This window comes from Streptomyces ureilyticus (genome assembly GCF_011045025.1).
Classification (GTDB): Bacteria; Actinomycetota; Actinomycetes; order Streptomycetales; family Streptomycetaceae; genus Streptomyces; species Streptomyces ureilyticus.
Map to the genome: position 1 here is coordinate 1 of NZ_JAAKZX010000010.1, position 24,268 is coordinate 24,268.

Genomic DNA, 24,268 nt, shown 5'->3' on the forward strand with positions numbered 1-24,268 from the left:
GTCCCACCCCCGATCCCGACGACGGTCACATCGCCCGCCACTGCCACCGCCGCAACACCGTCACGAACTCCGGCGTCTCCCAGGGCCCCCGGTCCACCCGCCCCGTGTCATCCACACCAAGGTCCTGCACGTCATACCGCCCCCGGCAGTGCCCGAGGGTGAAGCAGCACACCTCACCCAAGCCATGCCGCTTCAGATACAGCACAGGCCGCGGCGCATCGTCGAGCGCCGCCGTGTCCCCCTCGGCGAAACCGCGACACGGCCCCGTGTACTCGGCGTGCAGCAGCACCTCCAACTCCCCGTGCAGCTCACAGACGTACAGCTCGTCGGTGACCGTGAACGGCTCGATCCCCGCGACCAGCGGATGGCCGGGCCGGGTGACCTGAACCTCGTACGGCTCGATCGGCGGATGCGCGACAAACTGGCTGCCGAGCACCTCGGCGAGCCCTCCGAGGAGTCGCGGAGTCGTGAACACCCGCGGCCCGCCGGGAGCCGGCGCCTCGATCACCGCGTTGGTGCCGTGCAGGGCGAGCCACCGCCCGCCCCGCTCGACGAACCGCGCCAGCGCGGCTCGCTCGGCCGCGCGGGGCCGGACGTCACAGGTGTACGTGACCAGCAGGTCGGCCTTCTCCAACGCGGCCACGCAGTCGTAGTCCTGGTGGACCGTAGTACGCACCTGGGGATGCTCGCCGAGCAGCTCCAGCAGCCGCAGCCGCGCGTAGTCGAAGTCGTGCCACTTGCCGCCGCAGACCAGTACGGCGTCCAGGCGGCCGGCCGGGCCCGCCACGGCTCAGTACTGGACGCGGGTCAGCAGCCCGCCGTCCACCACGAGGTTGACGCCGACGCAGAAGGAGCCGGTCCGGGGTCCGAGCAGGAACGCCACCGCCGCGGCCACGTCGTCCGCGGTGCCGTAGCGGCCGATGGGCAGCTTGGCGAGGACCTCCTCGTAGACCTCCGGGCGGCTGGTGCGGATGGTCTCCCAGGCGCCGCCGGGGAAGTCGATCGGTCCGGGGGAGACCGTGTTGACGCGGATCCCCTTCGGAGCGAGGGAGTGCGCCAGAGCCGAAGCGTGCTGGACGACCGCGGCCTTCATGGCGGAGTACGAGTTGGCTCCGGCAGGGCGGGCGGTGTCGGAGGCGTTGGTGGTACCGATGGCGACCACGGCGGCCCGCTCGGAGGCCTCCAGGTAGGGCATGGCCGCCTCGACCAGTCCGGCGAACGGGACCAGGTCACCTCGCAGGCTGGCCTCCCACGACTCAGGGCCCTTGACGTTGCCCGCCGACACGTTGGACACCAGCAGGTCCAGGCCACCCAGTTCGCCGGCTGCCCGTTCCACGAAGCCCGCGAGTGCGGCCGGGTCGGTGACGTCGACCGGCTCGGCGAACACCGTCGCCCCCTCGCCGCGCAACTCGGCGGCGGCCTTCGCGAGTGCCTCCTCGCCCCGGGCGCACAGCGCCAGCGCGCAGCCCTCCGCTGCCAGGGTTCCCGCGATCGCCCGCCCGATGCCGCGGCTCGCACCGGTCACCAGTGCCTTCGCACCTGTCAGTCCCAGATCCATTGAGGTCACTCCTTTGTGATGCCGTGATGACGTGATGGTGTGGTGGCCGTAGCGGCCGGTGTGTCAGTTGCCGGGAAGCTGTGAGAACGGCACCCGGTCCACCCGCGGTTCCGGCGGCAGTTTCAGTACGCGCTCGCCGATGAGGTTGCGCTGGATCTGGTCGGTGCCGCCGGCCAGCCGGTAGCCGGGGGCGCCGAGCAGGTGCTGGGCCCAGGCGAACGTGCCCGCTTCCCCGGTGTCGGCGCTGATCCGGGCGCCCATCAGCTCGGCGGCGACCTGCCCGGTGCGACTCAGCAGGTCAGAGGCCATGAGTTTGGTCAGGGACGCCTCCGGGCCCGGCTTGTCACCGGCGGCACTCGCCCTGGCGACGCGGTCCACCGTGGCGGCACGGAGCGCGGTACGTACGTACAAGTCGGCGAGGCGCTGGCGGACCAGCGGGTCCCCCGTGCGGTCGAGCGAGCGCGCGAGGGCGAGCACATCGTCGAAAGTGCCGCCCTTACGCCGGTTGCCGCTGCCGGAGGCGGTCCGTTCGAAGGCGAGGGTGGTGGTGGCGACTTCCCAGCCCTGCCCCTTACGCCCGATCCGCAGCCGGTCAGGAACGCGTACGCCGCTGAGGAACACCTCGTTGAACGAGGCGCCGCCGCTCATCTGACGGATGGGGCGCACCTCCACGCCGGGCGCGTCCATCGGGACCAGGAACGCGGTGATGCCCGCCTGCTTCACGACGTCCGGATCGGTGCGGGCGAGCAGCAGCCCGAAGTCGGCGAACTGGGCTCCTGAGGTCCACACCTTCTGACCGTCGATCACCCACTCGTCGTCCTCCTGCCGGGCGCGTGTACGCACCGCGGCGAGGTCGGATCCGGCACCGGGCTCACTGAACAGCTGACAGGCCAGCAGGTCCGTACGCAGAAACGCCCGTGCGTACTCGTCGCGCTGCTCGGACGTTCCGAACAGGGAGACCGACATCCCGACCAGGCGCACGGTGACGCTGATCAGCTCGGTGGAGGACGGCACCTCGAAGGCCGACTCCTCCTGGGCGAAGGCCGCCACGTGGGCGGCGGTCAGGCCCGCGCCGCCCTTGTCCCCGGGGAGGGTCAGGGCCTGGTATCCGGCGTCGAAGCGGGCGCGCTGGTAGACGCGGCAGCGTTCCAGCAGCAGGCGTTCCGCGTCCTCGGGGAGGTTGTGGAAGACGGCGAGGTCACCGGTGGCCTCGGCTTCCCGAGCCGGTTCGAGCACGGTGGCCAGCCACTGCCGGACCTGTGTGCGCCATGCGTCCAGATCGGGCTGGGACATGGCTCCTCCTCAAGAGCAGTTACCAGATGGCGGGTTCAGTAACGGAGAGGGTGTGTGTGGCCCCTTTCCCGCCGGAGCCATGGGCGGATGCTTCCGGCTCGGGTCAGAGTGTTCCGTACTTTCTTGATAAACGCTACAGTCTCGCCATTGACTCTCCCACGCACCGGGAGGGGCCCGAGGAGCCGCCGGAGGAGCCATGTCTCTGCTACCACTCGACCGTCGCGCCCAGGAGACACCCCACGAGCCCGCTCTCGTCGACGATCAGGACGTGCTGACCTGGTCGGAGCTCGCCGATCAGGTCGCGCGAGTGGCGGCACGGCTGCTGGAGATCGCGCCCGGCCCCGACGACCGGGTCGCCGTCCTCGGCGACAACGCGATCCCCACCCTGGTGGCCCATCTGGCCGGCCTGCGCGCCGGGGTGGGCACCGTCGCCACCTCCCGGCACCTGATGGTGGGCGAACTCGTCGACCAGATCACCGACGCGGGCGCGACCGGGATCATCTCCGGACCCGCCGGTGCGGTCCCGGCCCTGGAGGCGGCCCGCGAACTGGGCCTGCCGCTCGTGATGCACGGAACCCCGGCCATCGGGCACGCCTTCGAGTGGAACCTGTGGCTGGCGGCGGCACCCACCGGGCAGACCTTGCCCACAGGCCGCGCCGCCCGGCCGCCCCTCGTCTACACCTCCGGAACCACCGGCAGGGCGCGCGGCACCGAGGTGCGCTGGGTGAGCGGTCCGGTCGCCGACAGCTCCGCATACCTGGCCGCGATGGCGGCCCGCCCCGGATTCCCGCCGGGACCGCACCTCGTGTGCGGCCCGCTGCAGCACAACGCGCCACTGACGTCCCTGCGGCACTTGGCGGCCGGTCAGCAGGTGGTCGTACTCGGCGGATATGACGCGGAGGCTTTCCTACGCCGCGTCGAGGAGTGGCGAGTCACCTCCACGGTCATGGTGCCCACCCACTTCCAACGCCTGCTCGCCCTGCCGGAAGAGGTCCGAGGCCGCTACGACGTCTCCAGCCTCCTCCAGGTCTCCCACACCGGATCTGCCTGCCCGCCGGACGTGAAGCGGACCATGATCGACTGGTTCGGCCCGGTGCTGACCGAGTCGTACGGCGCCAGCGAGGCGGGCACCGTGGCACGCATCAGCAGCACCGAGTGGCTGGAGCATCCCGGTTCGGTTGGGCGAGTCCAGCCCCCGTACGAGGTCCTGGTGGCCGACGATGACGGCCGTCCGCTGCCGCCCGGCGAGCTCGGACTGCTGGCGTTCCAAGCGCCCGAGGGTGGCGGAGTGCGCTATCACGCGGACCCGGACAAGACCAAGGCCGCCTATATCGCGCCGGGCGTCTTCACGCTCGGCGACATCGGCTACGTCGACGCGAGCGGCTACATCTTCATCACCGACCGGGCCGCCGACGTCGTGGTCTCCGGCGGGGTCAATCTGTACCCGGCCGAGAGCGAGGCGGTACTGCGCCGGCACCCCGCGGTCGCCGAGATCGCGGTCATCGGTGTGCCCCACCCGGACTTCGGCGAGTCGCTGCGCGCGCTGGTCGTGGCCGCAGGGGACGAGCCGTCGGCCGAGGAGCTGGACCGGTTCTGCCGCGACCGGCTGGCCGCCTACAAGTGCCCCAAGTCGTACGAGTTCGTCCCGAGCCTCCTGCGTAACGCGATGGGCAAGCTCGACAAACGCGCGATGCGCCGCCCCTACTGGCGCTCCGAGCGGACCATCGCCGGCTGAGCCACCACAAGCAACCTGTGCCCGCCCTCGTACGTACGAAGGATCCCCATGACTGAACTCCTCCTCATCCGGCACGGCCTTCCCGTGGCGGGCGTCTACGACCCGGGCCTGTCGCCGGAGGGCACCGCCCAGGCCGAGCGCCTCGCGGCCTGGCTCGTGCACGAGGACGTCGACGCCCTCTACACCAGCCCCTTCCAGCGGGCCCGCGAAACGGTGGCGCCGCTGGAGCGGATCACCGGCATGACCGCCGCCGTCCTCGACGACCTGCGCGAATGGGACACCGACGTCTCGCACCCCTACACGCCGCCGGAGCAGATCCGCGCCGACGACCCCCGGTCGGTGGCGCTCTCCGAGGGACGGTACGAGGACTTCGTGCCCGACCTGGACTGGGACGCCTTCCGGGAGCGGGCGGCGCGCGCCATGGACACCATCCTGGACGCCCACCCCGGCGGGCGGGTCGCGGTCGTGTGCCACGGCGGTATCACCAACACCTACCTGGCTACGGTGCTCGGCCTCTCCCGCATGTTCTGGTTCCACCCCGGCTACACCTCGGTCAGCCGGGTGCGACGGATGCCGGGCGGACGCATCGTCCTTCACTCGGTGAACGAGACGGCCCACATGGTCGCCGAGCGCGCCGTCGACGCCGTCGCCTGACCTGCCCCCATCCCCTTCAGGAGGTCCCGTCCGTGCCCGGATCCGTCATCGTCGCCGGCGCCAGAACGCCCATCGGCAAGCTGATGGGCGCCCTGAGCCCGCTGTCCGCCGCCGACCTCGGCGCCCACGCCATCAGCGCCGCCCTGGCCGCCGTACACCTGGATCCGGCCGCGGTGGAAGCCGTCGTCATGGGCCATGTCGTCCAGGCCGGAGCCGGTCCCAATCCCGCACGGCAGGCCGCCGTCAGCGCCGGCATTCCGTTCGCCGTACCGGCGAGCACCGTCAACAAGCTCTGCCTGTCCGGCCTGCACGCCATCGCCTTGGCCGACCTCATGATCGCCTCCGGGCGCCACGAGGTGGTCGTCGCGGGCGGGATGGAGTCCATGTCCGGTGCCCCGCACCTACTGCGCGGAGCCCGTACCGGCTGGAAGTACGGCCCGGCCGCGGTCGAGGACGCCCTCGACCGCGATGCCCTGACCTGCGCTTTCGACGGAGTCTCCATGGGTGCGGCCACCGAGCGGTACCAGCAGCCGTTCGCCTTCACCCGCGAGGAGCAGGACGAGTACAGCGCACGATCGCACCAACTCGCCCTGCGCGCCCGGGAGTCCGGCGCACTGGCCGCGGAGGTCACCCCGGTCACGGTGGCCGGGCGCCGGGGTGACGAGATGGTGGTGGCGGCCGACGAGGGGATACGGCCGGGGAGTACGGCGGAGAGCCTGGGGCGCCTGAGACCCGCGTTCTCCGCCGGGGGCACCGTCACCGCGGGCAACTCCTCACAGCTCTCCGACGGCGCCGCGGCCGTTGTCGTCATGAGCGCGGAACGCGCCCGGCGGGACGGACTGACCCCCCTCGCCGAGATCGGCGCCTACGGCACCGTCGCGGGCCCCGACCCTTCCCTGCTGGTCCAGCCGGCCGGCGCGATCCGTGACGCCCTGTCCCGGGACGGCCGGCTGAAGACCGCCGACCTGGACCTGTTCGAGATCAACGAGGCGTTCGCCGGTGTCGCCCTGGCCTCCGTACGGGACCTGGACATCCCACTGGACAAGGTGAACGTCAACGGCGGCGCGATCGCCCTGGGACACCCGGTCGGCATGACCGGCACCCGGCTGGTGCTGGCCCTCGCGACAGAACTGGGGCGGCGCGGAGGCGGTACCGGAGCGGCGGCCCTGTGCGGGGGCGGCGGCCAGGGCGACGCGCTGCTGCTGCACGTACCACCGCGAGCCTGACCGCACCTCTCGCCCGCGTCCATCCCCACATCCGTACGAGACCAGGTTGACCCACCATGACCGACCAGCTGCCCCTTGACGAGGAGACCCTCGTCGTGGCGACCCGTACCCACGTCGCCGACGGCGTCGTCTCCCTCACCCTGCGCCGCCCGGACGGCCGGCCGCTCCCGTCCTGGATGCCGGGAGCGCACATCGATCTGCTCCTGGGCGGCGGCCTGATCCGCCAGTACTCACTGTGCGGGGACCCCGCCGAACCGGACGCCTGGCGCATCGCCATCCTGCGTGAGCAGCAGGGCCGCGGCGGATCCGCGTACGTCCACGACCACCTGCCGGAAGGCACCGCCGTGCGCGTCCGCGGGCCGCGGAACAACTTCCCGCTGCGGCCGGCGACGCGCCATCTGTTCATCGCCGGCGGCGTCGGCATCACACCGATCCTGCCGATGGTCGAAGCCGCCGAGGCGGCCGGGGCCGACTGGCGTCTGCTGTACGGCGGCCGAACCCGCACCTCCATGGCGTTCCTGGACCGACTCACGCCCTACGGGGACCGTGTGCTCTTCCGCCCACTGGACGAGTACGGCCTGCTGGACCTCGGCGCCTTCCTCGGCTCACCCGAGGAGGGCACCCTGGTGCACGCCTGCGGCCCCGAACCCCTGCTGCGGGCGGCGCAGGAGCAGTGCGCCGACTGGCCGGGCGGCACGCTGGGCATCGAGCGGTTCGCCCCGGCACAGGCAGCCGAAGCCCGCCCCGCCGCGGCCTTCGAGGTGGTGCTCGCCCGCGCCGGGCTCACTCTCACCGTGCCGCCCGACCGCTCGGTGCTCGAATCCCTCGAGGAGGCAGGCGTCGACGTGGACTTCTCCTGCCGCGAAGGCACCTGCGGCACCTGCGAGACCGACGTACTCGACGGCACGCCCGACCACCGGGACTCCCTGCTCAGCGAGGACGAGCGGGCCACCGGCGACACCATGCTCATCTGCGTCTCCCGCTCCTGCGGGCCGCGCCTCGTCCTCGACCTGTGACCGGCCCGGCACGACACCGCCTGCCCACTCCGCATCGCGGAACCGCGACTGTCCGCTGACTGTCCGGATTCCGCCCCAAGTGCGACGCTGGGGGCACGAGAGGTATCCGCCGAGGGAACTCGGGAGGGCCACGATGGGACGTGACGTGCCGGCCCTGGTGTTCACGCGGGAAGACCGCCGTCGGTACCGGGACAAGATGCACACCTGCCTCGATGTGCTGACGCAGATGTTGCGCGAGTCGGCTTTTGAGAGCGAGCGCCCCCAGGTCGGGCTGGAGATCGAGCTCAACCTGGTGGACGCCGACGGGCGGCCGGTGATGCGGAACACCGAGGTCCTCCAGGCGATCGCCGACCCCGCCTGGGCGAGCGAACTGGGCCGCTTCAACCTGGAGATCAATATCCCGCCCCGGCAGCTGACGGCCGGCGGCCCCGGCGACTGGGAGCAGGAGATCCGGGACGCGCTCAACCACGCTGAGGAGCGCGCCTCGGCCGTGGGCGCGCACCTGATCATGATCGGCATTCTGCCGACCCTGGGGGAGACGGACGTTGGCGAGAGCGCCCTCTCCGGTGACCCGCGCTACCGGCTGCTCAACGAGCAGATCTTCGCGGCGCGCGGTGAGGACCTGCGGATCAGGGTGGACGGCGTGGAGCGCCTGTCGATGTACGCCGACGCCATCACGCCCGAGGCGGCCTGCACCAGCACCCAGTTCCATCTGCAGGTCGACCCGAAGCAGTTCGCGGACTGCTGGAACGCGGCCCAGGCCATCGCGGGCGTACAGATCGCCCTGGCGGCGAACTCGCCCTTCCTCTTCGGCAGGGAACTGTGGCGCGAGACCCGTATCCCCCTGTTCGAGCAGGCCACCGACACTCGCCCCGAGGAGATCAAGGCCCAGGGCGTACGACCCCGGGTGTGGTTCGGAGAGCGGTGGATCACCAGCGTCTTCGACCTCTTCGAGGAGAACGTGCGGTACTACCCGGCGCTGCTGCCCCTGTGCGACGACGAGGACCCGCAGGAGGCGCTCGACCGCGGGGATATTCCGCAACTGGGGGAACTGACGCTGCACAACGGCACGATCTACCGATGGAACCGCCCCGTCTACGCCGTCACCGACGGCCGGCCCCATCTACGCATCGAGAACCGGGTCCTGCCCGCCGGCCCCACCGTGGCCGACATCATCGCCAACGGCGCCTTCTACTACGGCCTGACTCGCGCCCTCGTCGACGAGGACCGGCCGGTATGGACGCGGATGTCCTTCGCCGTCGCCGAGGAGAACCTGCACACCGCGGCCCGCGACGGCATCGACGCCCGCCTCTACTGGCCCGGCGTCGGCGAAGTACCCGTCACAGAGCTGGTGTTGCGGCGCCTGCTGCCCCTGGCCCACCGGGGCCTCGAGCTGACCGGCATGGACGCGGAGTGGCGGGAACCCCTGCTGGGGATCATCGAGCAGCGCTGCGTCACAGCCCGCAACGGCGCCCTGTGGCAGGCGGAAACCGTCCACCACCTCGAGAAGGCCGGCACCTCCGACCGATGGGAGGCGCTCAGGCAGATGACCACGACGTACATGGACTACATGCACATGAACGCGCCCGCGCACACGTGGCCAGTGGACTGATGCCCGTCGCCTTCACCAGGCGGCCCGTCGCCTTCACCAAGCGGAGTGTCGGCTTCACCAAGCGGTGCGTCCCCTCCACTCCTCGGCAGCCGTCAGCGGAACCGGAACGGGTGGCTCTGCCGACGTCGTCAGCTCGATCCGTCGCCCCTCGGACGACGAGCGCAGGAGGGCACTCATCGTCTCCAGCACGTGCAGGGCGAGTTCGCCGTTCGCACGAGGCGCCCGCTGCGCGTCGGCGACGACGAAGTCGAGCAGTCCGAGGCCCCGCGCGCCGCCGACGTAGCCTGCCGACGCCGGAAGCGTGCGCCACTGCGTGTCTCCGAGTTCGAAGCGCCGCACCGCGCCGTCGAAGCCGTTCGGATCCGGAACCGCGAGGGTCCCCGTCTCGCCGTGGACCTCGATCGGCGCGGCCGTGGTGGCCACACCGTCGAAGCTCGTCGTGATCGTCGTCAGAACCCCGCCCACATGCTCGAGCACACCGGAGACATGACTGTCCACCTCGACCGGTATCCGCTCGCCCGCACGCGGGCCGGAACCGATGACGCGCTCGGTGCGCAGCCGGCCGGCCGCCCCGGTCACGGCACGCACCGGACCCAGCAGGTGGACGAGCGACGCCAGGTAGTACGGGCCCATGTCCAGCAGGGGGCCGCCCCCGGCGGTGTAGTAGAAGTCGGGGTGCGGGTGCCAGCGTTCGTGCCCCGGGGTGACCATGACGGCCGAGGCGAACAGCGGGCGTCCGATACTTCCCGCCGCCACCGCCGCCCGCGCTGTCTGAATTCCGGTGCCCAGGACGGTGTCCGGCGCGCACCCCACACCGACGCCCGCCCGCGCGGCGGCCTCCATGACGGCGTGGGCGTCCGGGATGGTCGCGGCCAGCGGCTTCTCTCCGTAGACGTTCTTGCCGTGGCCGATCGCGCCGAGGGCGATCTCGGCATGGGCCGCGGGCACCGTGAGGTTCAGCACCGTGTCCACGTCCGGGCTGCTCAGCAACTCCTCGACGGTCAGCGCCTGGACGCCGGGCAGTTCGGCGGCGACCGCTGCCGACCTTGAGGTGTCGAGGTCGGCGACCGCGGTGATCCGTACGGTTGGATGGTCGCGAAGCGTGTCCAGGTACACGCGGGAGATGACTCCGAGACCCACGACGCCTATGCGGTGCGCGTCGCCCACAGCATGCCCCTTTCGATGATGGTGCGGACGCCCGGGTTCTCGAGCACGTCGAGGCTGTGGCCCGGTGTCGTCACCACGACGCGCCCGGCGCCCCACCGGCGGGTCCAGACCGCCGGCGTGGTGACCGGCCGGTGCCAGGGCTGCCACGGCTGGGCGGGATGCGTGGTGGTGGCCAGGACCTCGATCAGGTCGTCGTGCAGCACCCAGTACTGCTCGGTGTCCAGCTCGAAGTCCTCGATGCCCGCGGTGATTTGGTGGTCTCGGCCGGTCTTGGTGATGTTGATCGTGTGCGGCAGGTAGTTGTCCGTCTCGTCACCGCGTCGCTCGCAGGGTTCCTTGCCCGGATGCGTGGCGAACTGCCCGCCCACCAGGTGGAGATAGTCGGAGGAGGCGCGGAACGAGTCGGCGATGCCGCCGTGCCAGCCGGTGAAGCCGGTGCCGGACTCGACCGCCGCGCTCAGTCCCGCCAGTTGCTCGGGGGCGATCTCCGACATCGTGATGCACTGCACGACGAGGTCGGTGCCGGCCATCTCGTCGCTGTCGGCATAGACGTCGGTCGACTCCTCGACCCGCACGGTGTATCCGTTGCTCTGGAGGAAGGGCAGGAACAGCTCCGTAGCCTCGACCGGCTGGTGCCCCTCCCAACCGCCTCTGACGACCAGGGCTTTCTTCCGCGTCATCTTGTCCCTTCATGGGGTCCGTAGACAGCGCCATCACTATGCGTCAGCCGCCTGTGGCCTCGAAAGGGGCGCCGGGCAACACGAAAGTTTCGAGGACCGGAGCGGACGCGACGGGACTGACGCGACCGAACCCGAACGGACCGGATCGGACGGACCGGACGGGCCTGCAGAGTCCACCCGCCCGAACGTGCAGCGCGAGTGACCTGACGCCTCCCACCCCTTGGTGAGAATCGGACCGCGCGCCCTACTCCGGCGCGGTCGACGCGGACGAAGCCCGGGCGCCGACCATCCAACAGGCCCCGGTGAAGCGGACTTCCGAGCCCCGCACATAGGTCTCGAAGGCGGCGCGGACCGCCTCGACGACCTGCGCGCGGGTCTGCTCGTCCGCCTCGCGCAGGGCCAGGCCGACGGGACCGAACCGGGTGAAGTAACCGACCAGCTCCCTCTCGGGCAGGGTGCAGGCCACGTCGATCGGCCGGATGTCGATACCGGCCCAGCCGCTCTCCGTCAGGATGCGGTGAATCCTGTCCGGGTCCGCGAAGGCGAACTGCCCCGGCTCGTCCGGCTTTCGGGCGGGCAGATTCGGCAGGAATGGTGCCGCGGCGCGTTCGGCCGTCGTCATGAACGGATTCTCCGCGGGGCCGCGCCAGGTGATGAAACGGAGCTCGGCTTCGTCCTTCGCGGCGCGCCGTAGATTCGAGAAGGCCCGGACGGAGTCGTTGAAGAACATGACGCCGAAGCGCGAAATGACGGCGTCGAAAACGGCGGATCCGAACGCGTGGTCCTCTGCGTCGGCGTGGATGAAGGACGCCGGTGTACCGGCCTCCTCGGCACGTGCCCGGGCGGCGGTGATCATCGGTTCGGAAATGTCGACGCCGACGCAGCGACCCGATGGACCGAGCCGCCGTGCGACGGCCACTGTGGTGCTGCCGGTGCCGCAGCCCACGTCGAGAACGTGACCTCCGGGTCCCACGGACATCGCTTCGACGAGAAGCTCTTCAAACGGCCTGAGCAGCTCGTCCATCACTGCCTGTGCATCGACCCAGGCGTTGCCGGCGGGCCCGCTCCAACGGGTTGCCTGTTCGTCATCGGTCCTGCGCGTGGCTTCCATGGTCGTCTCCTGGGCTTGTCTGCATCGGGGCGAGGTGAAAGCGTGCTACTTCAAGTCGACTTGAGGTCAAGCGTATGGCGGAACTGGACATCGCGGAGGTGGCGCAGCGCGCCGGGGTGCCCGCCTCGACGCTGCGGTTCTACGAGGAGAAGGGGTTGATCGCCTCATCCGGCAGGCGGGGCCTGCGCCGTCAGTACGATCCCGGCGTACTGGAGCGCCTGGCGTTGATCGCGTTGGGGCGCACGGCCGGGTTCTCGCTCGACGAGATCGCGCGCATGTTCGCGCCGGACGGACAGCCGCGTATCGACCGGCAGATGCTTGCGGCCAAGGCGGAGGAACTGGACAGGAAGATCCGCGAACTGGACGTCCTGCGCGATTCCCTGCGGCACGCCGCTGCCTGCCCCGCTCCGAGCCACATGGAATGCCCCACCTTCCGCCGTCTCCTCAAAGCCGCTGCGTCCGGCCCCGTTGCGATGCCTAGGAGGCGAACTCCGGGGCCACCGTGATACTCGGCCGCCTGTACCCGTTCCCGCGCAGCTGACCGATCCGTTTGATCCGTTGACATGTTCAAAACACGTGATTAGCATGCAGGAAATCTTGGAAAGCGCTTTCTCCCTGCTCGTGCCTCTGCATTTACACCTCCGCGCATCCGGCGCGCGGGGTGCATCTCCTGACGGGAGAGTGCCGACATGCACTCGAGGAACCGCAAGACGGCGTCATTCCCGAAGATGTCCGCAAGGAAGCGTCCGTTACGCCCGGCACGCAGCGTTCCCGCTCTCGCGCTCGCCCTGCTCCTCGGCGCGACGCTCGTACCGGCAGGCAGCGGCAGTGCCACCGCGCAGACATCGACGCCACGGGCCGAGACGTCGCCCACTGGCTTCGCCGCGGTCAACGCGCTCGGCCAGAACGGCACCACCGGCGGAGCCGGCGGCCCGACCGTCACCGCCACCAACACCGAGCAGTTCCTGGAGTACATCGACACGACCGGTCCGCTGGTCATCCAGGTTCAGGGCACCATCGACATCACCAGCAAGCAGGGTGTGCGCCCCAACAAGACCATCGTCGGGGTCGGTTCGTCAGCCGTCATCAACGGCGGTGGCCTGGACTTCTACCGCTCGTACAACGTCATCATGCGGAACATCAAGTTCACCAACGCCGAAGACGACGCCGTCAACGTCGGTCAGGAGTCGCACCACATCTGGATCGACCACAACGAGTTCGTCGGGGCCGTCGACGGGGCGATCGACATCGTCCGCGGCTCCGAGTACGTGACCGTGTCGTGGAACTGGTTCAACAAGACCGACAAGAGCATGCTGCTCGGTCACTCCGACAGCGACAGCGGCCAGGACACCGGCAAGTTGACGGTCTCCATCCACCACAACTTCTTCGACGGCTCGCGGCAGCGGCATCCGCGCGTACGGTTCGGCGAACCGGTGCACGTCTACAACAACTACTACAAGGACAACGCCATCTACGGCGTCGCGTCGACCATGAACGCGGGCGTACTGGTCGAGGGCAACCACTTCGAAGGCGTCGAGTACCCCTGCTACTCCGCGAGCGGCTACGACGAGTCGGGGCCGGGCCGGCTGGTGCAGCGCGGCAACACCTTTGCCGGGTCCGGTACATGCGAGACCAACGGCACCGTGACCGAGCCGCGCACCTACTACTCGTACACGCTGGACCCGGCTGCCGACGTTCCCTCTCTGGTACGGGCCGGGGCCGGCGTCGGAAAGACCGGTGGCTGAGCGCCTGAGCTCGCCGCCGCACGACATTCCGTCCGCAGCGAGACGGACGGACTGATCCGCCGTCAGCCCCACAGCGACGGCTCACCCCCACAGGAGGACCTTTCCATGAGCCGCAGACGGACGCCGGTGTCTACCGAGCGACCCTCCATACCCTGGCGCAACAAGCTGGCCGTGGCCGCGCTGGCAGCCGCCATGCTGGGCGGGCCCGGCGTTGCGCAAGCCGCACCGCAAGCCGCACCGGCACCCTCGCAGGAACGGGTGGCGGCGGCCAGCATCACCTGGAGCCTCGAGAGGGCGGGCAATCCCACCGCGGACCAGCAGGACGCCTATAACCGCATCACGGCGGCCATGAACGCCGCGGTGGCCCGCTACAACAACCTCAGCGACCTCGGCAAGAACATCAGGGTCCGCTACGAGCCGGGCGTGCCCACCGCCGACGGCAACATCAACGGAACCATCCGCTTCGGCAGCAACCGCAGCTACATGACCCAGCGGACCGCCCTGCACGAGATCGCCCACACCATCGGCGTGGGCACGAGCTCGGGCTGGTCCCGTCTCGCCGGCAGCGGCACCTGGACCGGCGCGCAGGCCACGGCACTGGTCAGGCAGTACGACGGTTCGGGCGCCAAACTGTCCACCGGCGGCGGCCACTTCTGGCCGTACGGACTGAACTTCGAGAACGAGTTCTCGAACACGGCGGCCGATCGGCACGTCCACATCGTCGCCGCCATGGTCCGCGACGGTCTGTGACTGTATGTGACGGTTTGTGATCAAGGGTCGGTGCTTGGGAGCGCCTCCGCTCCCAAGCACGTCGCCGCGAAAACGGTCAGCCGGCCTTCGGTTCCGCCTGCTGCAGGACCTCCATGGTCCACACGGTCGACCCGGAGGCAGCCGGCTTGGGGCGGTCGCTCCCGCCCTGGTGTGCTTCCTTCATCGAACCCTCCATCCAGGCCTGGAACGACGCCTCGTCGCGCCACCGGGTGTAGACGAGGTAGTTGTCCGTGCCGTCGACCGGGCGGAGCAGCTCGAACCACTCGAACCCGTCGGCACTCTCGACGAGTCCCGCCCGCGAGGCGAACCGCTTCTCCAGCGTCTCGCGCTGCTCGGCCGGCACGGTGAGGACGTTGATCTTGACGATGCTCATGGGATTCATCCTGCCGCACAGAACGGTAGCGGTGGCGGGCGGGCCCCGCCCCTGTCGACCCGTGTCACCGGATTAGTCGCCCAGCACCCTGCGCAGGTAGTCGTTGCCGAAGCGCCGGTCGGGATCGAGGCGGTCGCGCAGGGCGGTGAACTCGGCGAAGCGCGGGTACGCCTCGGCGAAGTAGTCGGCGCCCCGCGTATGCAGCTTGCCCCAGTGCGGGCGGCCGTCGTGGGCGGTGAAGATGCGTTCCGCGGCCGAGAAGTACTGGTGGTACGGCGTGCCCCGGTACACGTGGACGGCGATGTAGGCGCTCTCGCGGCCCGACGCCGTGGAGAGCGTGATGTCGTCGGCGGGTGCCGTGCGGACCTCCACGGGGAAGCTGATCCGCAGGTCCGAGCGGTCGACCATGGCCTTCAGTTCGCGCAGCGTCTCGACGAGGGCCTCGCGTGGGACGGCGTACTCCATTTCCGTGAAGCGCACCCGGCGCGGGGAGGTGAAGACCTTGTAGGGGATGTCCGTGTACGTACGCGCCGAAAGGGCCCGGCTGGAGATCTTCGCGATCGCCGGGATCGTCGCGGGCACGGCACGTCCCAGCGAATTGGCCGCCTGGTAAAGGCCGTTGGAGAGGAACTCGTCCTCGAACCAGCCGCTGAACCGGCCCACCGGGGCGAGCGGGCCCGCGCTGCGGTTGTTGCGCTTGGTGTTGCAGTTCCCGGTGTGCGGGAACCAGTAGAACTCGAAGTGCTCGTTCTCCGCGTGGAGTTCGTCGAAGGTGGCGGTGACCTGGTCGAAGGTCATCGGTTCTTCGCGTGCCGTGAGAAGGAAGAGCGGTTCCACGGCGAAGGTGACCGCGGTGATGATTCCCAGTGCGCCCAGTCCGATGCGGGCGGCCGCGAAAACCTCCGGGTTCTCCGTCTCCGAGCAGGTGAGCAAAGAGCCGTCAGCCGTGACCAGTTCAAAGCCTCGGATCTGCGCCGCGATCGAGGCCGACTCACGGCCCGTGCCATGAGTTCCGGTACTGATCGCGCCCGAGACGGTCTGCTCCATGATGTCGCCCATGTTCGTGAGCGACAGGCCCTCCCGGGCCAGGGCCAGGTTCAATGCCTCGAGCCGGGTCCCCGCGGCCACCGTCACCGTGCCGGCCGCGTGGTCGATGGCGCGGATGCCGGTGAGGTGCTCGGGTCGTATCAGCACGCCGTCGGTCGCGGCGGCCGGGGTGAAGGAGTGGCCGCTGCCGACGGGCTTCACCGTCAGGCCGTCCTCGGCTGCCTGGCGTACGACGCCGCGGAGTTCCTCGACCGAGGCGGGAGCGGTGACGCGTGCCGGACGGGCGGTGACGTTCCCGTCCCAGTTCTGCCACACGCTCCTGCGCTCGGGCGCCTTGTCCCGGGGCGTACGGTAGCGGGTTATTTCCACGACCTTCCTTCCTGCTGGCGGCGTAACTGGCTACGAAAATCGGCGAGTTGGTGGCTCAGAGGAAGGCGTGTCCCTCGCCGCGGTACGTCGGGACCTGGTCGACGATCTGCCCGCCCGCCACCAGATGGAGCGTGTTCACGCGCTCGCACAGCTCGCCCGCCTTGGCGTGCCGGAACCACACATGGTCACCGAGCCGCAGTCCGTGCGCGGCCCTGCCGAGTACCGGTGTCTGGACCTCGCCCGCGCCCTCCAGGGGGTTCATCCGCAGGCCCTGGGGCCAGCTCAGGCTGGGCAGCCGGTCCTTGCCGTGCGGCCCGGAGGCGACCCAGCCGCCGCCGAGGACGGTGGCGATCCGGTGGGAAGGGCGGCGTACGACCGGCATGACGAAGAAGGCGGCGGGCCGCGGGCGGAAGTGCCGGTAGAAGTCGAACAGTCCGGGTCCGTAGAGACCTGATCCCGCACCGACCTCGGTGATCACCTGCTCGGCCGCGGTCTGCTCGATGGAGCCGGTGCCGCCGCCGTTGACGAACTCCAGCGGCTGTACGGCCTCGACGGCGGCGATGGCCGCTGCCCGCCGCTCGGCCAGCTCCCGGGCCGAGAAGCGCTGCATGGCGCGGAGCGCGGCACGCTTCAGGGGCGACCCCGGCTGGTTGTCGCCGAGACCGGCGATCTGGCCCTCGTACGACATGACCCCGGCGAGGTGGAACCCTGGCCGGCCCACGATCGCCCGGGCGAGTTCCGCGGCCTGCCCCGGAGTGTGCACGGGGGAGCGGTACGGGCCCAGGTGGAGGCGTCCGCCGGCAAGTTCCAGCGAGGCGTCCAGGTCGATGCAGAGGCGGAGGTCCGGTCGGCCTGAGCCCAACACGTCGTCCATGAAGTCGAGTTGGCCGGCGGAGTCGACCATGAGCGTGATGCGCGAGGCCGCGCGCTCGTCCTTCGCCAGTTGCCGCAGCGCGGTGCGGTCCGTGGTCGGATAGCCGATGACCACGTCCTCGTGCTCCCGAGCCAGCCACAGGGCTTCGGGCAGGGTGAAGGCCAGAATGCCGCGGTAGCCGTCCCGCTCGAGCGCACGCGCGATCAGATGGCGGCTGCGGACCGACTTGCTGGCCAGCCGGATGGTTGCGCGTGAGCCGGTCCGGTGTGCCAGATCGGCGGCGTTGGCGTCGAAGGCGTCCAGGTCCACCACGGCGAACGGCGGATCCAACTGCTCGGTGGCGCGGTCGAGTTGGGCCATCCGGACCTCGTTGAGAGGGACCAGGGCGGAGGCGGCCGATGCCGTCTGTTGCATTGCAGAGGCTCCCTGCTGGCGCGGGGCTTAGGTTGCCCGGACTGAGTTGGTCACTCGTACAAGACGCTTGACTCGTACGGGTGACCGTCTCATTACCGGCCAGCCGAAGTCAACGCTCCGCGAGGGTCAGGAGGTGCTCGCCCGTCAGGCGCAGGACCTCGCGGCTGTGCTCACTGTTGCGGTCGGCCAGCCAGCACAACGTCACGCCGTCCAGTACCGCGTTGAGGTAGCGGGCCAGGACGGGAAGGGGCACGGTCCACCGGATCCCCGCGCTCTCGGCGGCCGCCAACAGGAACTCCTGGTGAACTTCCAGGTAGTGGTCGTACTGCCGGCGGGCCAGTTCCTCGAACCCGGCCTGGCGCAGGGCGTAGTGGGTGAGTTCGTATCCCACCTGGTGCTCTCCCGGGCTGAGCTCCACACCCTCCCAGAAGGCGAGCAGCGTCTTGGTGATGCGCGCACCGAGGTCGTCGTCCTCCGCCGTGAACACGTCTCTGGCCTTGGCGACGCTGCTGTCCGTGAGGCGGGTGATGACCTCCTGCAGAAGCTCCTCGCGCGAGCTGAAGCAGTAGTGGAAGACGCCGAGCGGCATACCTGCCTCGCCCACGATGGCGCGTGTCGTGGCCTTCGTGACGCCGTCGCGGACCATGACGCGGATCGCCGCGGCGATCAGCTCTTCCCGTCGGTCCTTCGCTGCCATGCGAGCCATACGGCCGCCGCTCCTTCAAGCTCTCGAGAGTGGATGCGTACGAACATGCTATCGCGGTGTCTTGGACGCTCGACCAACATAACGGCGTCGGCGCGCTCGCACAGCAGCCCGTCGACCGCGGTATCTCTCACAAGAACACTCAGCCCGCCCATCCCCGAACAGTGCGCGACGATGGAGCCATGTCAGCCAGCCAGACGGCCTTCCGGGGGGAGCACGGCATGAGTCATGTCGAGAACGAGCTGAACAGCCAGCCCGAGTGCTGGAGCCGGGCCGCCGAGCGGGCAGCGGAGTACACGGCCGTGCTGCCCGGCGCGGGGGAGCGGGTCGCGATCGTGGGGTGCGGTACTTCGTGGTTCATGGGGCAGGCTGCCGCGGCGCTGCGCGAGCAGGCGGGCCAGGGGGAGACGGACGCCTTCGCCGCTTCCGAGTTCCCGTACGGGCGGACGTACGACCGCGTCCTCGCCCTCACCCGCTCCGGCACCACCACCGAGGTGCTCGACCTCCTCGGCCGGCTTAAGGGGCGTACGCGCACGGTCGCCATCACCGCGGATCCGCGAACCCCCGTGATGGAGGCGGCAGATGACGTGATCGTCCTCGACTTCGCCGACGAACGGTCCGTGGTGCAGACCCGGTTCGCCACCACCGCGCTCACCCTGCTGCGGACCCACCTCGGCCTGCACACCGAGGCCGTCGTCGCCGACGCGCGCACCGCGCTGTCGGTGCCGCTGCCCGAAGGGCTGGTCGACTGCGCGCAGTTCACGTTCCTGGGCCGCGGCTGGAGTGTGGGGCTCGCGAACGAGGCCGCGCTCAAGATGCGCGAGGCCGCACTGGCCTGGACCGAGGCCTACCCGGCGATGGAGTACCGGCACGGCCCGATCAGCATCACCGCCGCCGGAACCGCGACCTGGATGCTCGGCGAGGCGCCGGACGGTCTGGCCGAACAGGTGCGGGCCACGGGCGGGTTGTGGCTCGAGGGCCACCTAGACCCGCTCGCCGAACTCGTCCGCGCCCAGCGACTCGCCGTGGCCGTCGCCGCCGCCCGCGGCCTCGACCCCGACCAGCCGCGCCACCTCACCCGCTCGGTCGTCCTCACCACGCCCTGACCGGCGAACCCGTCACACCGAAAGTCACCGCAAGCCGCCGAAAGGAGAGGCTCGTGCCCCTCGCAACAACCGGTGAGCTGGTCACCCGGGCGGCCACGGAACGCACCGCTGTCGCCGCGTTCAACATCATCACGCTGGAGCATGTCGAAGCCGTCGTCGCCGGCGCCGAGTCCGTGAGCGCCCCCGTCATCCTCCAAGTCAGCGAGAACGCCGTGAAGTTCCGCCGCGGACGGCTGCTCCCGCTGGCCCGCGCCGCGACCGCGGCGGCCGAAGCGGCCTCCGTGCCCATCGCGCTGCACCTCGACCACGTGCAGAGCGACGGACTGCTGCGACAGGCACCCGACGCCGGATTCAGCTCCGTGATGTACGACGCCTCGCGGCTGCCGTACGCCGAGAACCTCACCGCCACGCGGACCGCCGCCCGCTGGGCCCATGACCAAGGGCTGTGGATCGAGGCCGAGATGGGAGAGGTCGGCGGCAAGAACGGCCGGCCACCGCTGGACGCGCACGCCCCCGCCGCCCGGACGGATCCCGCCGAGGCACGTGCCTTCGTCGCCGACTCCGGCGTGGACGCCCTCGCCGTGGCGATCGGCAGTGCCCACGCCATGACCACCCGCACCGCCGCCCTCGACCACGCCCTCCTCAAACGCCTCACCGCCACCCTCGACGTACCCCTCGTCCTGCACGGCTCGTCCGGCCTCCCGGACACCGAGCTGACAGCGGCCGTCACCGGCGGCATCACCAAGGTCAACTTCGGAACAGCTCTGAACCTCGCGATGACCGGAGCGATCCGCGACTTCCTCGCCGCGCATCCGGAGGCGGTCGACTCACGTAAGTACCTCACGGTGGCGCGCGAGGCCATGGCGGACACCGTGGCGCGGATCATCCGCGTGCTGCGAAACGAATGACATGCGGGTGCCATGAGCCGAATGACATCCAGGGCTACGAGCCCGCTGAGGTGTCGACGAGCTTCTCGAAGAAGAACTCGTGCTTGAGGAACGACACGTCGTACTCGCTCCCCGGATAGGGCGGGATCAACTGGGCCGCCTGGAACAACCGCCAGCCGTCCTCCAGGGCGTGCACGCCCGACTTGTACGGGGGTTCGTCACTGTCACCGGTGGTGGGCGACGTACGGCCGGTGCCGTCGTAGACGGACCAGCCCACGACCGGCGCGTCCAGCGCGGAGGTGGCCAGATACAGGACCAGAACCTGCTGACGGGTACTCATGCGATGCTCTCCTGCGGGCGGTTGGCGACACGGGTCACCCAGTGCTCGAGGTCGAAGGACGCGTCGCCGGTCAGCGAGCGCCACAGCAGAACGCGGTTGTACATTTCCAGGCGGCCGGTGGCGGGTTCGTACCACGGGAAGGTCGTTGAGAGCTCCTCGGCCACGCGCGGGTCGCCGAGGTCCGAGGTGTCCCACAGGCGCCGTTGCCGCACGGTCGGATTGAAGCGGATCTTGAACATGTAGCGCACCTTGTCGCTGTCGTTGCGTCGTCCGCCGTGCCAGAGTCCGTGGTGCAGAAACACCACGGTGCCCGCCGGGCAGACAAGGCGTGACTGGCCGAGCAGGTTCTGGTAGCGGCCGGTGTCCGACTCGTTCGTACGCCGCAGATGGCTGCCCGGAACGCTGAGGGTGCCGCCCATGTCGAGCGTCACGTCCTGCGGGTAGTACATCAACTGGACGTCGAAGGCGTCGGTGCGGACGTCGATGATCGCGTCACCGTGGAGCGGCTGCGCCTGTCCCTCGTGGGGTTCGCGGATGTGGACGGCGTGGTGATCGACGGTCGGATCCGGGCCGACAAGGCTGCGCAAGGCACCTGCCACGGCCGGGATGCCGAGGAGGCGCCGGGGAAAGGACCCCTCGGGGTAGGCGTCCGGCACCGTGCTGCCGAAGGGCACGCCCGGGACGCCCCGCCGCAGGAACTCGATCGCCTCTGCGTTCATCTCCGCGGGGACCGCCGCGTCGAGACGCAGGGAGCCATGGGCCACGAAGCGCGCCATCCGCACCGAGCTGAGAGGCGCCGGCTGTTGGGTGTCAGTCATGGCTCCAACGTACGGAGCAGGCCCTGGTCAGCGCGTTGGCGCCGTTCACCACCGCTGGTAGTTTTTCACCATGCGCGAGACGGAGGTCCACCTCGGGGCGCCGCCCGGCGTGGTGAACGCCGGAGTGGGTGTGCACGGCGTCGCGAGCCGTACCGACGTGTTCCGGCTGCCCGAGCTGTGGCAGCTGCACCTGTACCAGTACGACGCGGAGCTGATCGTCGACGGCACGTCGCACACCGTCCGCCCCGGCCGGGTCAGCCTCGTACCGCCTGGCGCAACCGTCCGCTACCGCTACCAGGGCCGCTCCGAACACCTCTACGCGCACCTGCGCATCGCCCCTGCCGGACCGCCGCGCACCGTCCCTGTCATGCAGGACGCAGGACCCGAACTCCCCACACTCACGAGCCTGTTGCTTCAAGCGATCGCCTCCGTGCCCGGCGCGCCCGAACGCACCCGGGCCGAGATCTGGACGGCCCTGTGGCGCATCGCCCACCTCACCCCGGACGCCCCCGGGCAGCCCGGACCTCACCCGGCCGTCACCGCCGCCATCGCGTACATCGAGGCGAACCTGGCCGCCCCGCTCACCGTGCCCGCCGTCGCCCGCGCCGCGGGCGTCTCGCACAACCACCTCACGCGGCTCTTCCGCACCGCGACGGGCGGCACGGTCGTCGCGTACGTCCGACGCCGCAGGCTGGACCGCGCCCACCACCTGCTGCGGGCATCGACGCTTTCCATCCCGGCGGTCGCCGCGTCCGTCGGCATCCCCGATCTACAGGCCTTCAACAAGGCGTGCCGACGCGAACTGGGAGCCTCTCCACGCGCCCTGCGCGGCGAGACCGTACACCCTTCCGGCGCTACTTCTTGACGGCCTTCAGGATCACGAACTTCGCATCGCTTGCGACGACTTGGCTGTTGCCGAAGATGCGGCGCAGCTTCACGTGATAGCCGAGGTGCCGGTTGCCCACCACCCACAGCTCGCCGCCCGGCCGCAGCGACCGGCGCGCCCCGGAGAACATCCGCCAGGCCGTGGCGTCGGTCGTCGCCTGGTGCGAGTGGAAGGGCGGGTTGTTGAGCACGAGGCCGACGCTCTCGGGCGGGACGCCGGTCAGCCCGTCGCCGACGCCGAACTCCGCCCTGCCGACACCAGTCCCCGCAGTTCCCTTCGCGTTCTCCCGGTACGTCGCCTCCGCCGAGGCCACCGCCTGGTACGACTCGTCCACGAACAGCACCTCGGCATCCGGGTCCGCCAGCGCCATCGCCGTACCGACCACACCGTTGCCGCAGCCCAGGTCCACCACGCGCCCGGCCCCGGGCCCGTACGGCAGATGCTGGAGGAAGAACCGGGTGCCGACGTCGAGACGCTCGGCGCAGAAGACGCCCGCGTGGTTGACGACGGTGCGGCCGGAGACGGGGCCGATGTCGTCGGGCAGCGTGTAGGTGTGCGGCCAGGGGTTCTTCGGCCGGGTGAGCGCGAGGTCCGGCTCACAGAAGATCAGCCGGGCTTTCTTCTCAGCCAGGGAGGTCCTGGTCGGGCCGAGGATCCGCTCGAACAGCCGCAGCGTCGACGTGTGGATCTCTTTGACCATGCCGGTACCGACGACGACCGTCCCCTCGTGCACTCCGGGCGCCAGACGCAGCAACTGGTCCTCCAGAAGCGCGAGGCTCTTGGGCACGCGGATCAGAAGCACGTCGATCCGATCGGGCGGCGGGTCCTGGGTGGTGAGCAGGCGCACCGAGTCCGCGTCGACACCGCCTCGTGCCAGGTTCGCGCGGGTCGCCTCCTGGGCGAGGAACGAGTCCGTGATCTGCGTCGGCCGCAGTGAGTGAAGGGCGGTGACGAGGGCGCCCCAGCGGTCGCCCACCACGACGACGGTTCCGTCCAGCGGCTGTCCCCGCTCGGCGAGTTCCGCGAGATGCGTCAGCAGATACGTGTCGGAGGCGTCCCAGGCGCGCAGCCGGTCACGGGGGTCTTCGGGGAAGCGGGCCAGCTCGTGCTCGCCCCATGGTGTCGCCATACGCTCGGTCATCGTGCGCCCAGGCTAGCGGAGCCGCAGCTCATGACGTTTTTCGCCCGTACGTCTCCGAGGAGTGCGCGACCATGGAGCCATGAATACCGAGCTGTTTCCCCGGAGTCGTACGGAGGTCGCGCCCGGCGCGGTGCACCTGCCGGACTGGGCCGATGCCGGGCGCCAGCGCGAACTGCTCGCAGCCTGCCGCGACTGGTCGCGCCCGCCCGCCGGCCTGCGCACGGTCCGCACACCGGGCGGCGGCACGATGACGTCGCGGCAGGTCTGCCTCGGCTGGCACTGGTATCCGTACGGGTACGCGCGCACGGTCGTCGACGGTGACGGCTCGCCCGTGAAGCCGTTCCCGCAATGGCTGGGCGAGCTCGGCCGTCGCGCGGTGGCCGACGCCCTCGGGGACGACGAGGCCTTCGAGGGCCAGCCGACAGCCCCGTACGACATCGCCCTGATCAACTTCTACGACGCCGACGCCCGCATGGGCATGCACCGCGACAGCGACGAGAAGTCCGACGCCCCGGTGGTGTCGCTGAGCCTCGGCGACACGTGCGTCTTCCGCTTCGGCAACACTCAGTCGCGTACACGCCCTTACACGGACGTGGAACTGCGCAGCGGCGACCTCTTCGTATTCGGTGGCCCCGCCCGGCTCGCGTACCACGGCGTTCCGCGCGTGCACCCGGGCACCGCGCCCCCGGAACTGGGCCTGACGGGCAGACTCAACATCACGCTGCGGGCCAGCGGCTTCTAG

25 protein-coding genes are annotated in these 24,268 nt (G+C 70.2%); 12 read left to right on the top strand and 13 right to left on the bottom strand.

Annotation, left to right across the window (positions count from 1 at the left end):
* Window positions 1-25 precede the first annotated feature (25 nt).
* The 3 genes from G6048_RS04960 to G6048_RS04970 form a co-directional block, all read right to left on the bottom strand.
* Entirely contained in the window at window positions 26-787 is a 762-nt protein-coding gene (locus G6048_RS04960; protein ID WP_165338204.1) for a ThuA domain-containing protein, read from the bottom strand.
* Between the two features lie 3 nt (window positions 788-790).
* Window positions 791-1,558, bottom strand: a complete 768-nt coding sequence (locus tag G6048_RS04965; RefSeq protein WP_165338205.1) for an SDR family NAD(P)-dependent oxidoreductase — start codon at window positions 1,556-1,558, stop codon at window positions 791-793.
* Window positions 1,559-1,621: 63 nt separating this feature from the next.
* Window positions 1,622-2,851 carry an acyl-CoA dehydrogenase family protein gene (locus G6048_RS04970; protein WP_165338206.1) on the bottom strand — a complete coding sequence of 410 codons (1,230 nt, stop codon included), beginning with the start codon at window positions 2,849-2,851 and terminating at the stop codon, window positions 1,622-1,624.
* Window positions 2,852-3,047: 196 nt separating this feature from the next.
* On the opposite strand from G6048_RS04970, the gene G6048_RS04975 reads away from it, so the two are divergent.
* The 5 genes from G6048_RS04975 to G6048_RS04995 all read left to right on the top strand — a co-directional run bounded on the left by G6048_RS04975 (window position 3,048) and on the right by G6048_RS04995 (window position 9,094).
* Window positions 3,048-4,586 carry an AMP-binding protein gene (locus G6048_RS04975; RefSeq protein ID WP_165338207.1) on the top strand — a complete coding sequence of 513 codons (1,539 nt, stop codon included), beginning with the start codon at window positions 3,048-3,050 and terminating at the stop codon, window positions 4,584-4,586.
* A gap of 48 nt (window positions 4,587-4,634) precedes the next feature.
* Window positions 4,635-5,240, top strand: a complete 606-nt coding sequence (locus G6048_RS04980; protein WP_165338208.1) for a histidine phosphatase family protein — start codon at window positions 4,635-4,637, stop codon at window positions 5,238-5,240.
* A 32-nt stretch (window positions 5,241-5,272) separates the two neighbouring features.
* Complete coding sequence (locus G6048_RS04985; protein ID WP_165338209.1) at window positions 5,273-6,466, top strand: acetyl-CoA C-acyltransferase; 1,194 nt, start codon at window positions 5,273-5,275, stop codon at window positions 6,464-6,466.
* A 56-nt stretch (window positions 6,467-6,522) separates the two neighbouring features.
* Window positions 6,523-7,482 (top strand): PDR/VanB family oxidoreductase, encoded by a 960-nt coding sequence (locus tag G6048_RS04990; RefSeq protein WP_165338210.1) that lies wholly within the window; start codon window positions 6,523-6,525, stop codon window positions 7,480-7,482.
* Between the two features lie 133 nt (window positions 7,483-7,615).
* Window positions 7,616-9,094: a glutamate--cysteine ligase family protein gene (locus G6048_RS04995; RefSeq protein WP_165338211.1), complete on the top strand. Its 1,479-nt coding sequence runs from the start codon at window positions 7,616-7,618 to the stop codon at window positions 9,092-9,094.
* A 54-nt stretch (window positions 9,095-9,148) separates the two neighbouring features.
* Here the strand turns inward: G6048_RS04995 and G6048_RS05000 are convergent, their stop codons facing one another.
* From G6048_RS05000 to G6048_RS05010, 3 genes are all read right to left on the bottom strand, one after another.
* Entirely contained in the window at window positions 9,149-10,261 is a 1,113-nt protein-coding gene (locus G6048_RS05000; RefSeq protein ID WP_165338212.1) for a Gfo/Idh/MocA family protein, read from the bottom strand.
* Complete coding sequence (locus G6048_RS49190; RefSeq protein WP_165338213.1) at window positions 10,240-10,941, bottom strand: ThuA domain-containing protein; 702 nt, start codon at window positions 10,939-10,941, stop codon at window positions 10,240-10,242. Before G6048_RS49190 ends, G6048_RS05000 begins: the two co-directional genes overlap by 22 nt.
* 244 nt (window positions 10,942-11,185) lie before the next feature.
* Window positions 11,186-12,052: a class I SAM-dependent methyltransferase gene (locus G6048_RS05010; protein WP_165338214.1), complete on the bottom strand. Its 867-nt coding sequence runs from the start codon at window positions 12,050-12,052 to the stop codon at window positions 11,186-11,188.
* Between the two features lie 74 nt (window positions 12,053-12,126).
* Between G6048_RS05010 and G6048_RS05015 the strand changes: the two genes are divergently transcribed.
* The 3 genes from G6048_RS05015 to G6048_RS05025 all read left to right on the top strand — a co-directional run bounded on the left by G6048_RS05015 (window position 12,127) and on the right by G6048_RS05025 (window position 14,547).
* Window positions 12,127-12,558, top strand: a complete 432-nt coding sequence (locus tag G6048_RS05015) for a helix-turn-helix domain-containing protein (protein ID WP_165338215.1) — start codon at window positions 12,127-12,129, stop codon at window positions 12,556-12,558.
* A gap of 222 nt (window positions 12,559-12,780) precedes the next feature.
* Window positions 12,781-13,797, top strand: coding sequence for a pectate lyase family protein (locus tag G6048_RS05020; protein ID WP_165338284.1), 1,017 nt, complete (start codon window positions 12,781-12,783; stop codon window positions 13,795-13,797).
* A 192-nt stretch (window positions 13,798-13,989) separates the two neighbouring features.
* Window positions 13,990-14,547 (top strand): hypothetical protein, encoded by a 558-nt coding sequence (locus G6048_RS05025; protein WP_206341200.1) that lies wholly within the window; start codon window positions 13,990-13,992, stop codon window positions 14,545-14,547.
* Between the two features lie 76 nt (window positions 14,548-14,623).
* On the opposite strand, the gene G6048_RS05030 is transcribed toward G6048_RS05025, so the two are convergent.
* The 4 genes from G6048_RS05030 to G6048_RS05045 all read right to left on the bottom strand — a co-directional run bounded on the left by G6048_RS05030 (window position 14,624) and on the right by G6048_RS05045 (window position 18,351).
* Window positions 14,624-14,941 carry an antibiotic biosynthesis monooxygenase family protein gene (locus G6048_RS05030; protein ID WP_165338217.1) on the bottom strand — a complete coding sequence of 106 codons (318 nt, stop codon included), beginning with the start codon at window positions 14,939-14,941 and terminating at the stop codon, window positions 14,624-14,626.
* Between the two features lie 72 nt (window positions 14,942-15,013).
* Window positions 15,014-16,357, bottom strand: a complete 1,344-nt coding sequence (locus G6048_RS05035; protein WP_328825675.1) for a D-arabinono-1,4-lactone oxidase — start codon at window positions 16,355-16,357, stop codon at window positions 15,014-15,016.
* A gap of 55 nt (window positions 16,358-16,412) precedes the next feature.
* The gene (locus G6048_RS05040; RefSeq protein WP_165338218.1) at window positions 16,413-17,645 is read right to left on the bottom strand and encodes an amino acid deaminase/aldolase; all 1,233 of its coding nucleotides are present in this window, start codon (window positions 17,643-17,645) and stop codon (window positions 16,413-16,415) included.
* A 109-nt stretch (window positions 17,646-17,754) separates the two neighbouring features.
* Window positions 17,755-18,351, bottom strand: a complete 597-nt coding sequence (locus G6048_RS05045; protein WP_235989483.1) for a TetR/AcrR family transcriptional regulator — start codon at window positions 18,349-18,351, stop codon at window positions 17,755-17,757.
* A gap of 218 nt (window positions 18,352-18,569) precedes the next feature.
* Here G6048_RS05045 and G6048_RS05050 point away from each other — a divergent pair, with 218 nt between their 5' ends.
* Together G6048_RS05050 and G6048_RS05055 are read left to right on the top strand one after the other, a co-directional pair.
* Window positions 18,570-19,454: an SIS domain-containing protein gene (locus tag G6048_RS05050; RefSeq protein ID WP_165338287.1), complete on the top strand. Its 885-nt coding sequence runs from the start codon at window positions 18,570-18,572 to the stop codon at window positions 19,452-19,454.
* A gap of 53 nt (window positions 19,455-19,507) precedes the next feature.
* Window positions 19,508-20,362 carry a class II fructose-bisphosphate aldolase gene (locus tag G6048_RS05055; RefSeq protein ID WP_165338219.1) on the top strand — a complete coding sequence of 285 codons (855 nt, stop codon included), beginning with the start codon at window positions 19,508-19,510 and terminating at the stop codon, window positions 20,360-20,362.
* Window positions 20,363-20,396: 34 nt separating this feature from the next.
* Here the strand turns inward: G6048_RS05055 and G6048_RS05060 are convergent, their stop codons facing one another.
* Together G6048_RS05060 and G6048_RS05065 are read right to left on the bottom strand one after the other, a co-directional pair.
* Window positions 20,397-20,681, bottom strand: coding sequence for a hypothetical protein (locus G6048_RS05060; protein WP_165338220.1), 285 nt, complete (start codon window positions 20,679-20,681; stop codon window positions 20,397-20,399).
* Window positions 20,678-21,499, bottom strand: a complete 822-nt coding sequence (locus G6048_RS05065) for a phytanoyl-CoA dioxygenase family protein (protein ID WP_165338221.1) — start codon at window positions 21,497-21,499, stop codon at window positions 20,678-20,680. Before G6048_RS05065 ends, G6048_RS05060 begins: the two co-directional genes overlap by 4 nt.
* A gap of 70 nt (window positions 21,500-21,569) precedes the next feature.
* Here G6048_RS05065 and G6048_RS05070 point away from each other — a divergent pair, with 70 nt between their 5' ends.
* Window positions 21,570-22,364 (top strand): AraC family transcriptional regulator, encoded by a 795-nt coding sequence (locus G6048_RS05070; protein WP_165338222.1) that lies wholly within the window; start codon window positions 21,570-21,572, stop codon window positions 22,362-22,364.
* Here G6048_RS05070 and G6048_RS05075 read toward each other — a convergent pair.
* The gene (locus G6048_RS05075; protein WP_165338223.1) at window positions 22,354-23,514 is read right to left on the bottom strand and encodes a methyltransferase; all 1,161 of its coding nucleotides are present in this window, start codon (window positions 23,512-23,514) and stop codon (window positions 22,354-22,356) included. The two genes, G6048_RS05070 and G6048_RS05075, sit on opposite strands and share 11 nt — an antisense overlap.
* A 91-nt stretch (window positions 23,515-23,605) precedes the next feature.
* Here G6048_RS05075 and G6048_RS05080 point away from each other — a divergent pair, with 91 nt between their 5' ends.
* Window positions 23,606-24,268, top strand: coding sequence for an alpha-ketoglutarate-dependent dioxygenase AlkB family protein (locus G6048_RS05080; protein ID WP_165338224.1), 663 nt, complete (start codon window positions 23,606-23,608; stop codon window positions 24,266-24,268).

What these genes read in the sequence shown, in the direction of transcription:
- G6048_RS05015 (WP_165338215.1), top strand. Translation starts at nt 12,127, where the DNA reads ATGGCGGAACTGGACATCGCGGAGGTGGCGCAGCGCGCCGGGGTGCCC.
- G6048_RS04970 (WP_165338206.1), bottom strand. Translation starts at nt 2,851, where the DNA reads ATGTCCCAGCCCGATCTGGACGCATGGCGCACACAGGTCCGGCAGTGG.
- G6048_RS04965 (WP_165338205.1), bottom strand. Translation starts at nt 1,558, where the DNA reads ATGGATCTGGGACTGACAGGTGCGAAGGCACTGGTGACCGGTGCGAGC.
- G6048_RS05050 (WP_165338287.1), top strand. Translation starts at nt 18,570, where the DNA reads ATGAGTCATGTCGAGAACGAGCTGAACAGCCAGCCCGAGTGCTGGAGC.
- G6048_RS05025 (WP_206341200.1), top strand. Translation starts at nt 13,990, where the DNA reads ATGCTGGGCGGGCCCGGCGTTGCGCAAGCCGCACCGCAAGCCGCACCG.
- G6048_RS05060 (WP_165338220.1), bottom strand. Translation starts at nt 20,681, where the DNA reads ATGAGTACCCGTCAGCAGGTTCTGGTCCTGTATCTGGCCACCTCCGCG.
- G6048_RS05080 (WP_165338224.1), top strand. Translation starts at nt 23,606, where the DNA reads ATGAATACCGAGCTGTTTCCCCGGAGTCGTACGGAGGTCGCGCCCGGC.
- G6048_RS04980 (WP_165338208.1), top strand. Translation starts at nt 4,635, where the DNA reads ATGACTGAACTCCTCCTCATCCGGCACGGCCTTCCCGTGGCGGGCGTC.
- G6048_RS04995 (WP_165338211.1), top strand. Translation starts at nt 7,616, where the DNA reads ATGGGACGTGACGTGCCGGCCCTGGTGTTCACGCGGGAAGACCGCCGT.
- G6048_RS04975 (WP_165338207.1), top strand. Translation starts at nt 3,048, where the DNA reads ATGTCTCTGCTACCACTCGACCGTCGCGCCCAGGAGACACCCCACGAG.
- G6048_RS05010 (WP_165338214.1), bottom strand. Translation starts at nt 12,052, where the DNA reads ATGGAAGCCACGCGCAGGACCGATGACGAACAGGCAACCCGTTGGAGC.
- G6048_RS05070 (WP_165338222.1), top strand. Translation starts at nt 21,570, where the DNA reads ATGCGCGAGACGGAGGTCCACCTCGGGGCGCCGCCCGGCGTGGTGAAC.
- G6048_RS05030 (WP_165338217.1), bottom strand. Translation starts at nt 14,941, where the DNA reads ATGAGCATCGTCAAGATCAACGTCCTCACCGTGCCGGCCGAGCAGCGC.
- G6048_RS04990 (WP_165338210.1), top strand. Translation starts at nt 6,523, where the DNA reads ATGACCGACCAGCTGCCCCTTGACGAGGAGACCCTCGTCGTGGCGACC.
- G6048_RS05040 (WP_165338218.1), bottom strand. Translation starts at nt 17,645, where the DNA reads ATGCAACAGACGGCATCGGCCGCCTCCGCCCTGGTCCCTCTCAACGAG.
- G6048_RS49190 (WP_165338213.1), bottom strand. Translation starts at nt 10,941, where the DNA reads ATGACGCGGAAGAAAGCCCTGGTCGTCAGAGGCGGTTGGGAGGGGCAC.
- G6048_RS05065 (WP_165338221.1), bottom strand. Translation starts at nt 21,499, where the DNA reads ATGACTGACACCCAACAGCCGGCGCCTCTCAGCTCGGTGCGGATGGCG.
- G6048_RS05075 (WP_165338223.1), bottom strand. Translation starts at nt 23,514, where the DNA reads ATGGCGACACCATGGGGCGAGCACGAGCTGGCCCGCTTCCCCGAAGAC.
- G6048_RS05045 (WP_235989483.1), bottom strand. Translation starts at nt 18,351, where the DNA reads ATGGCTCGCATGGCAGCGAAGGACCGACGGGAAGAGCTGATCGCCGCG.
- G6048_RS05020 (WP_165338284.1), top strand. Translation starts at nt 12,781, where the DNA reads ATGTCCGCAAGGAAGCGTCCGTTACGCCCGGCACGCAGCGTTCCCGCT.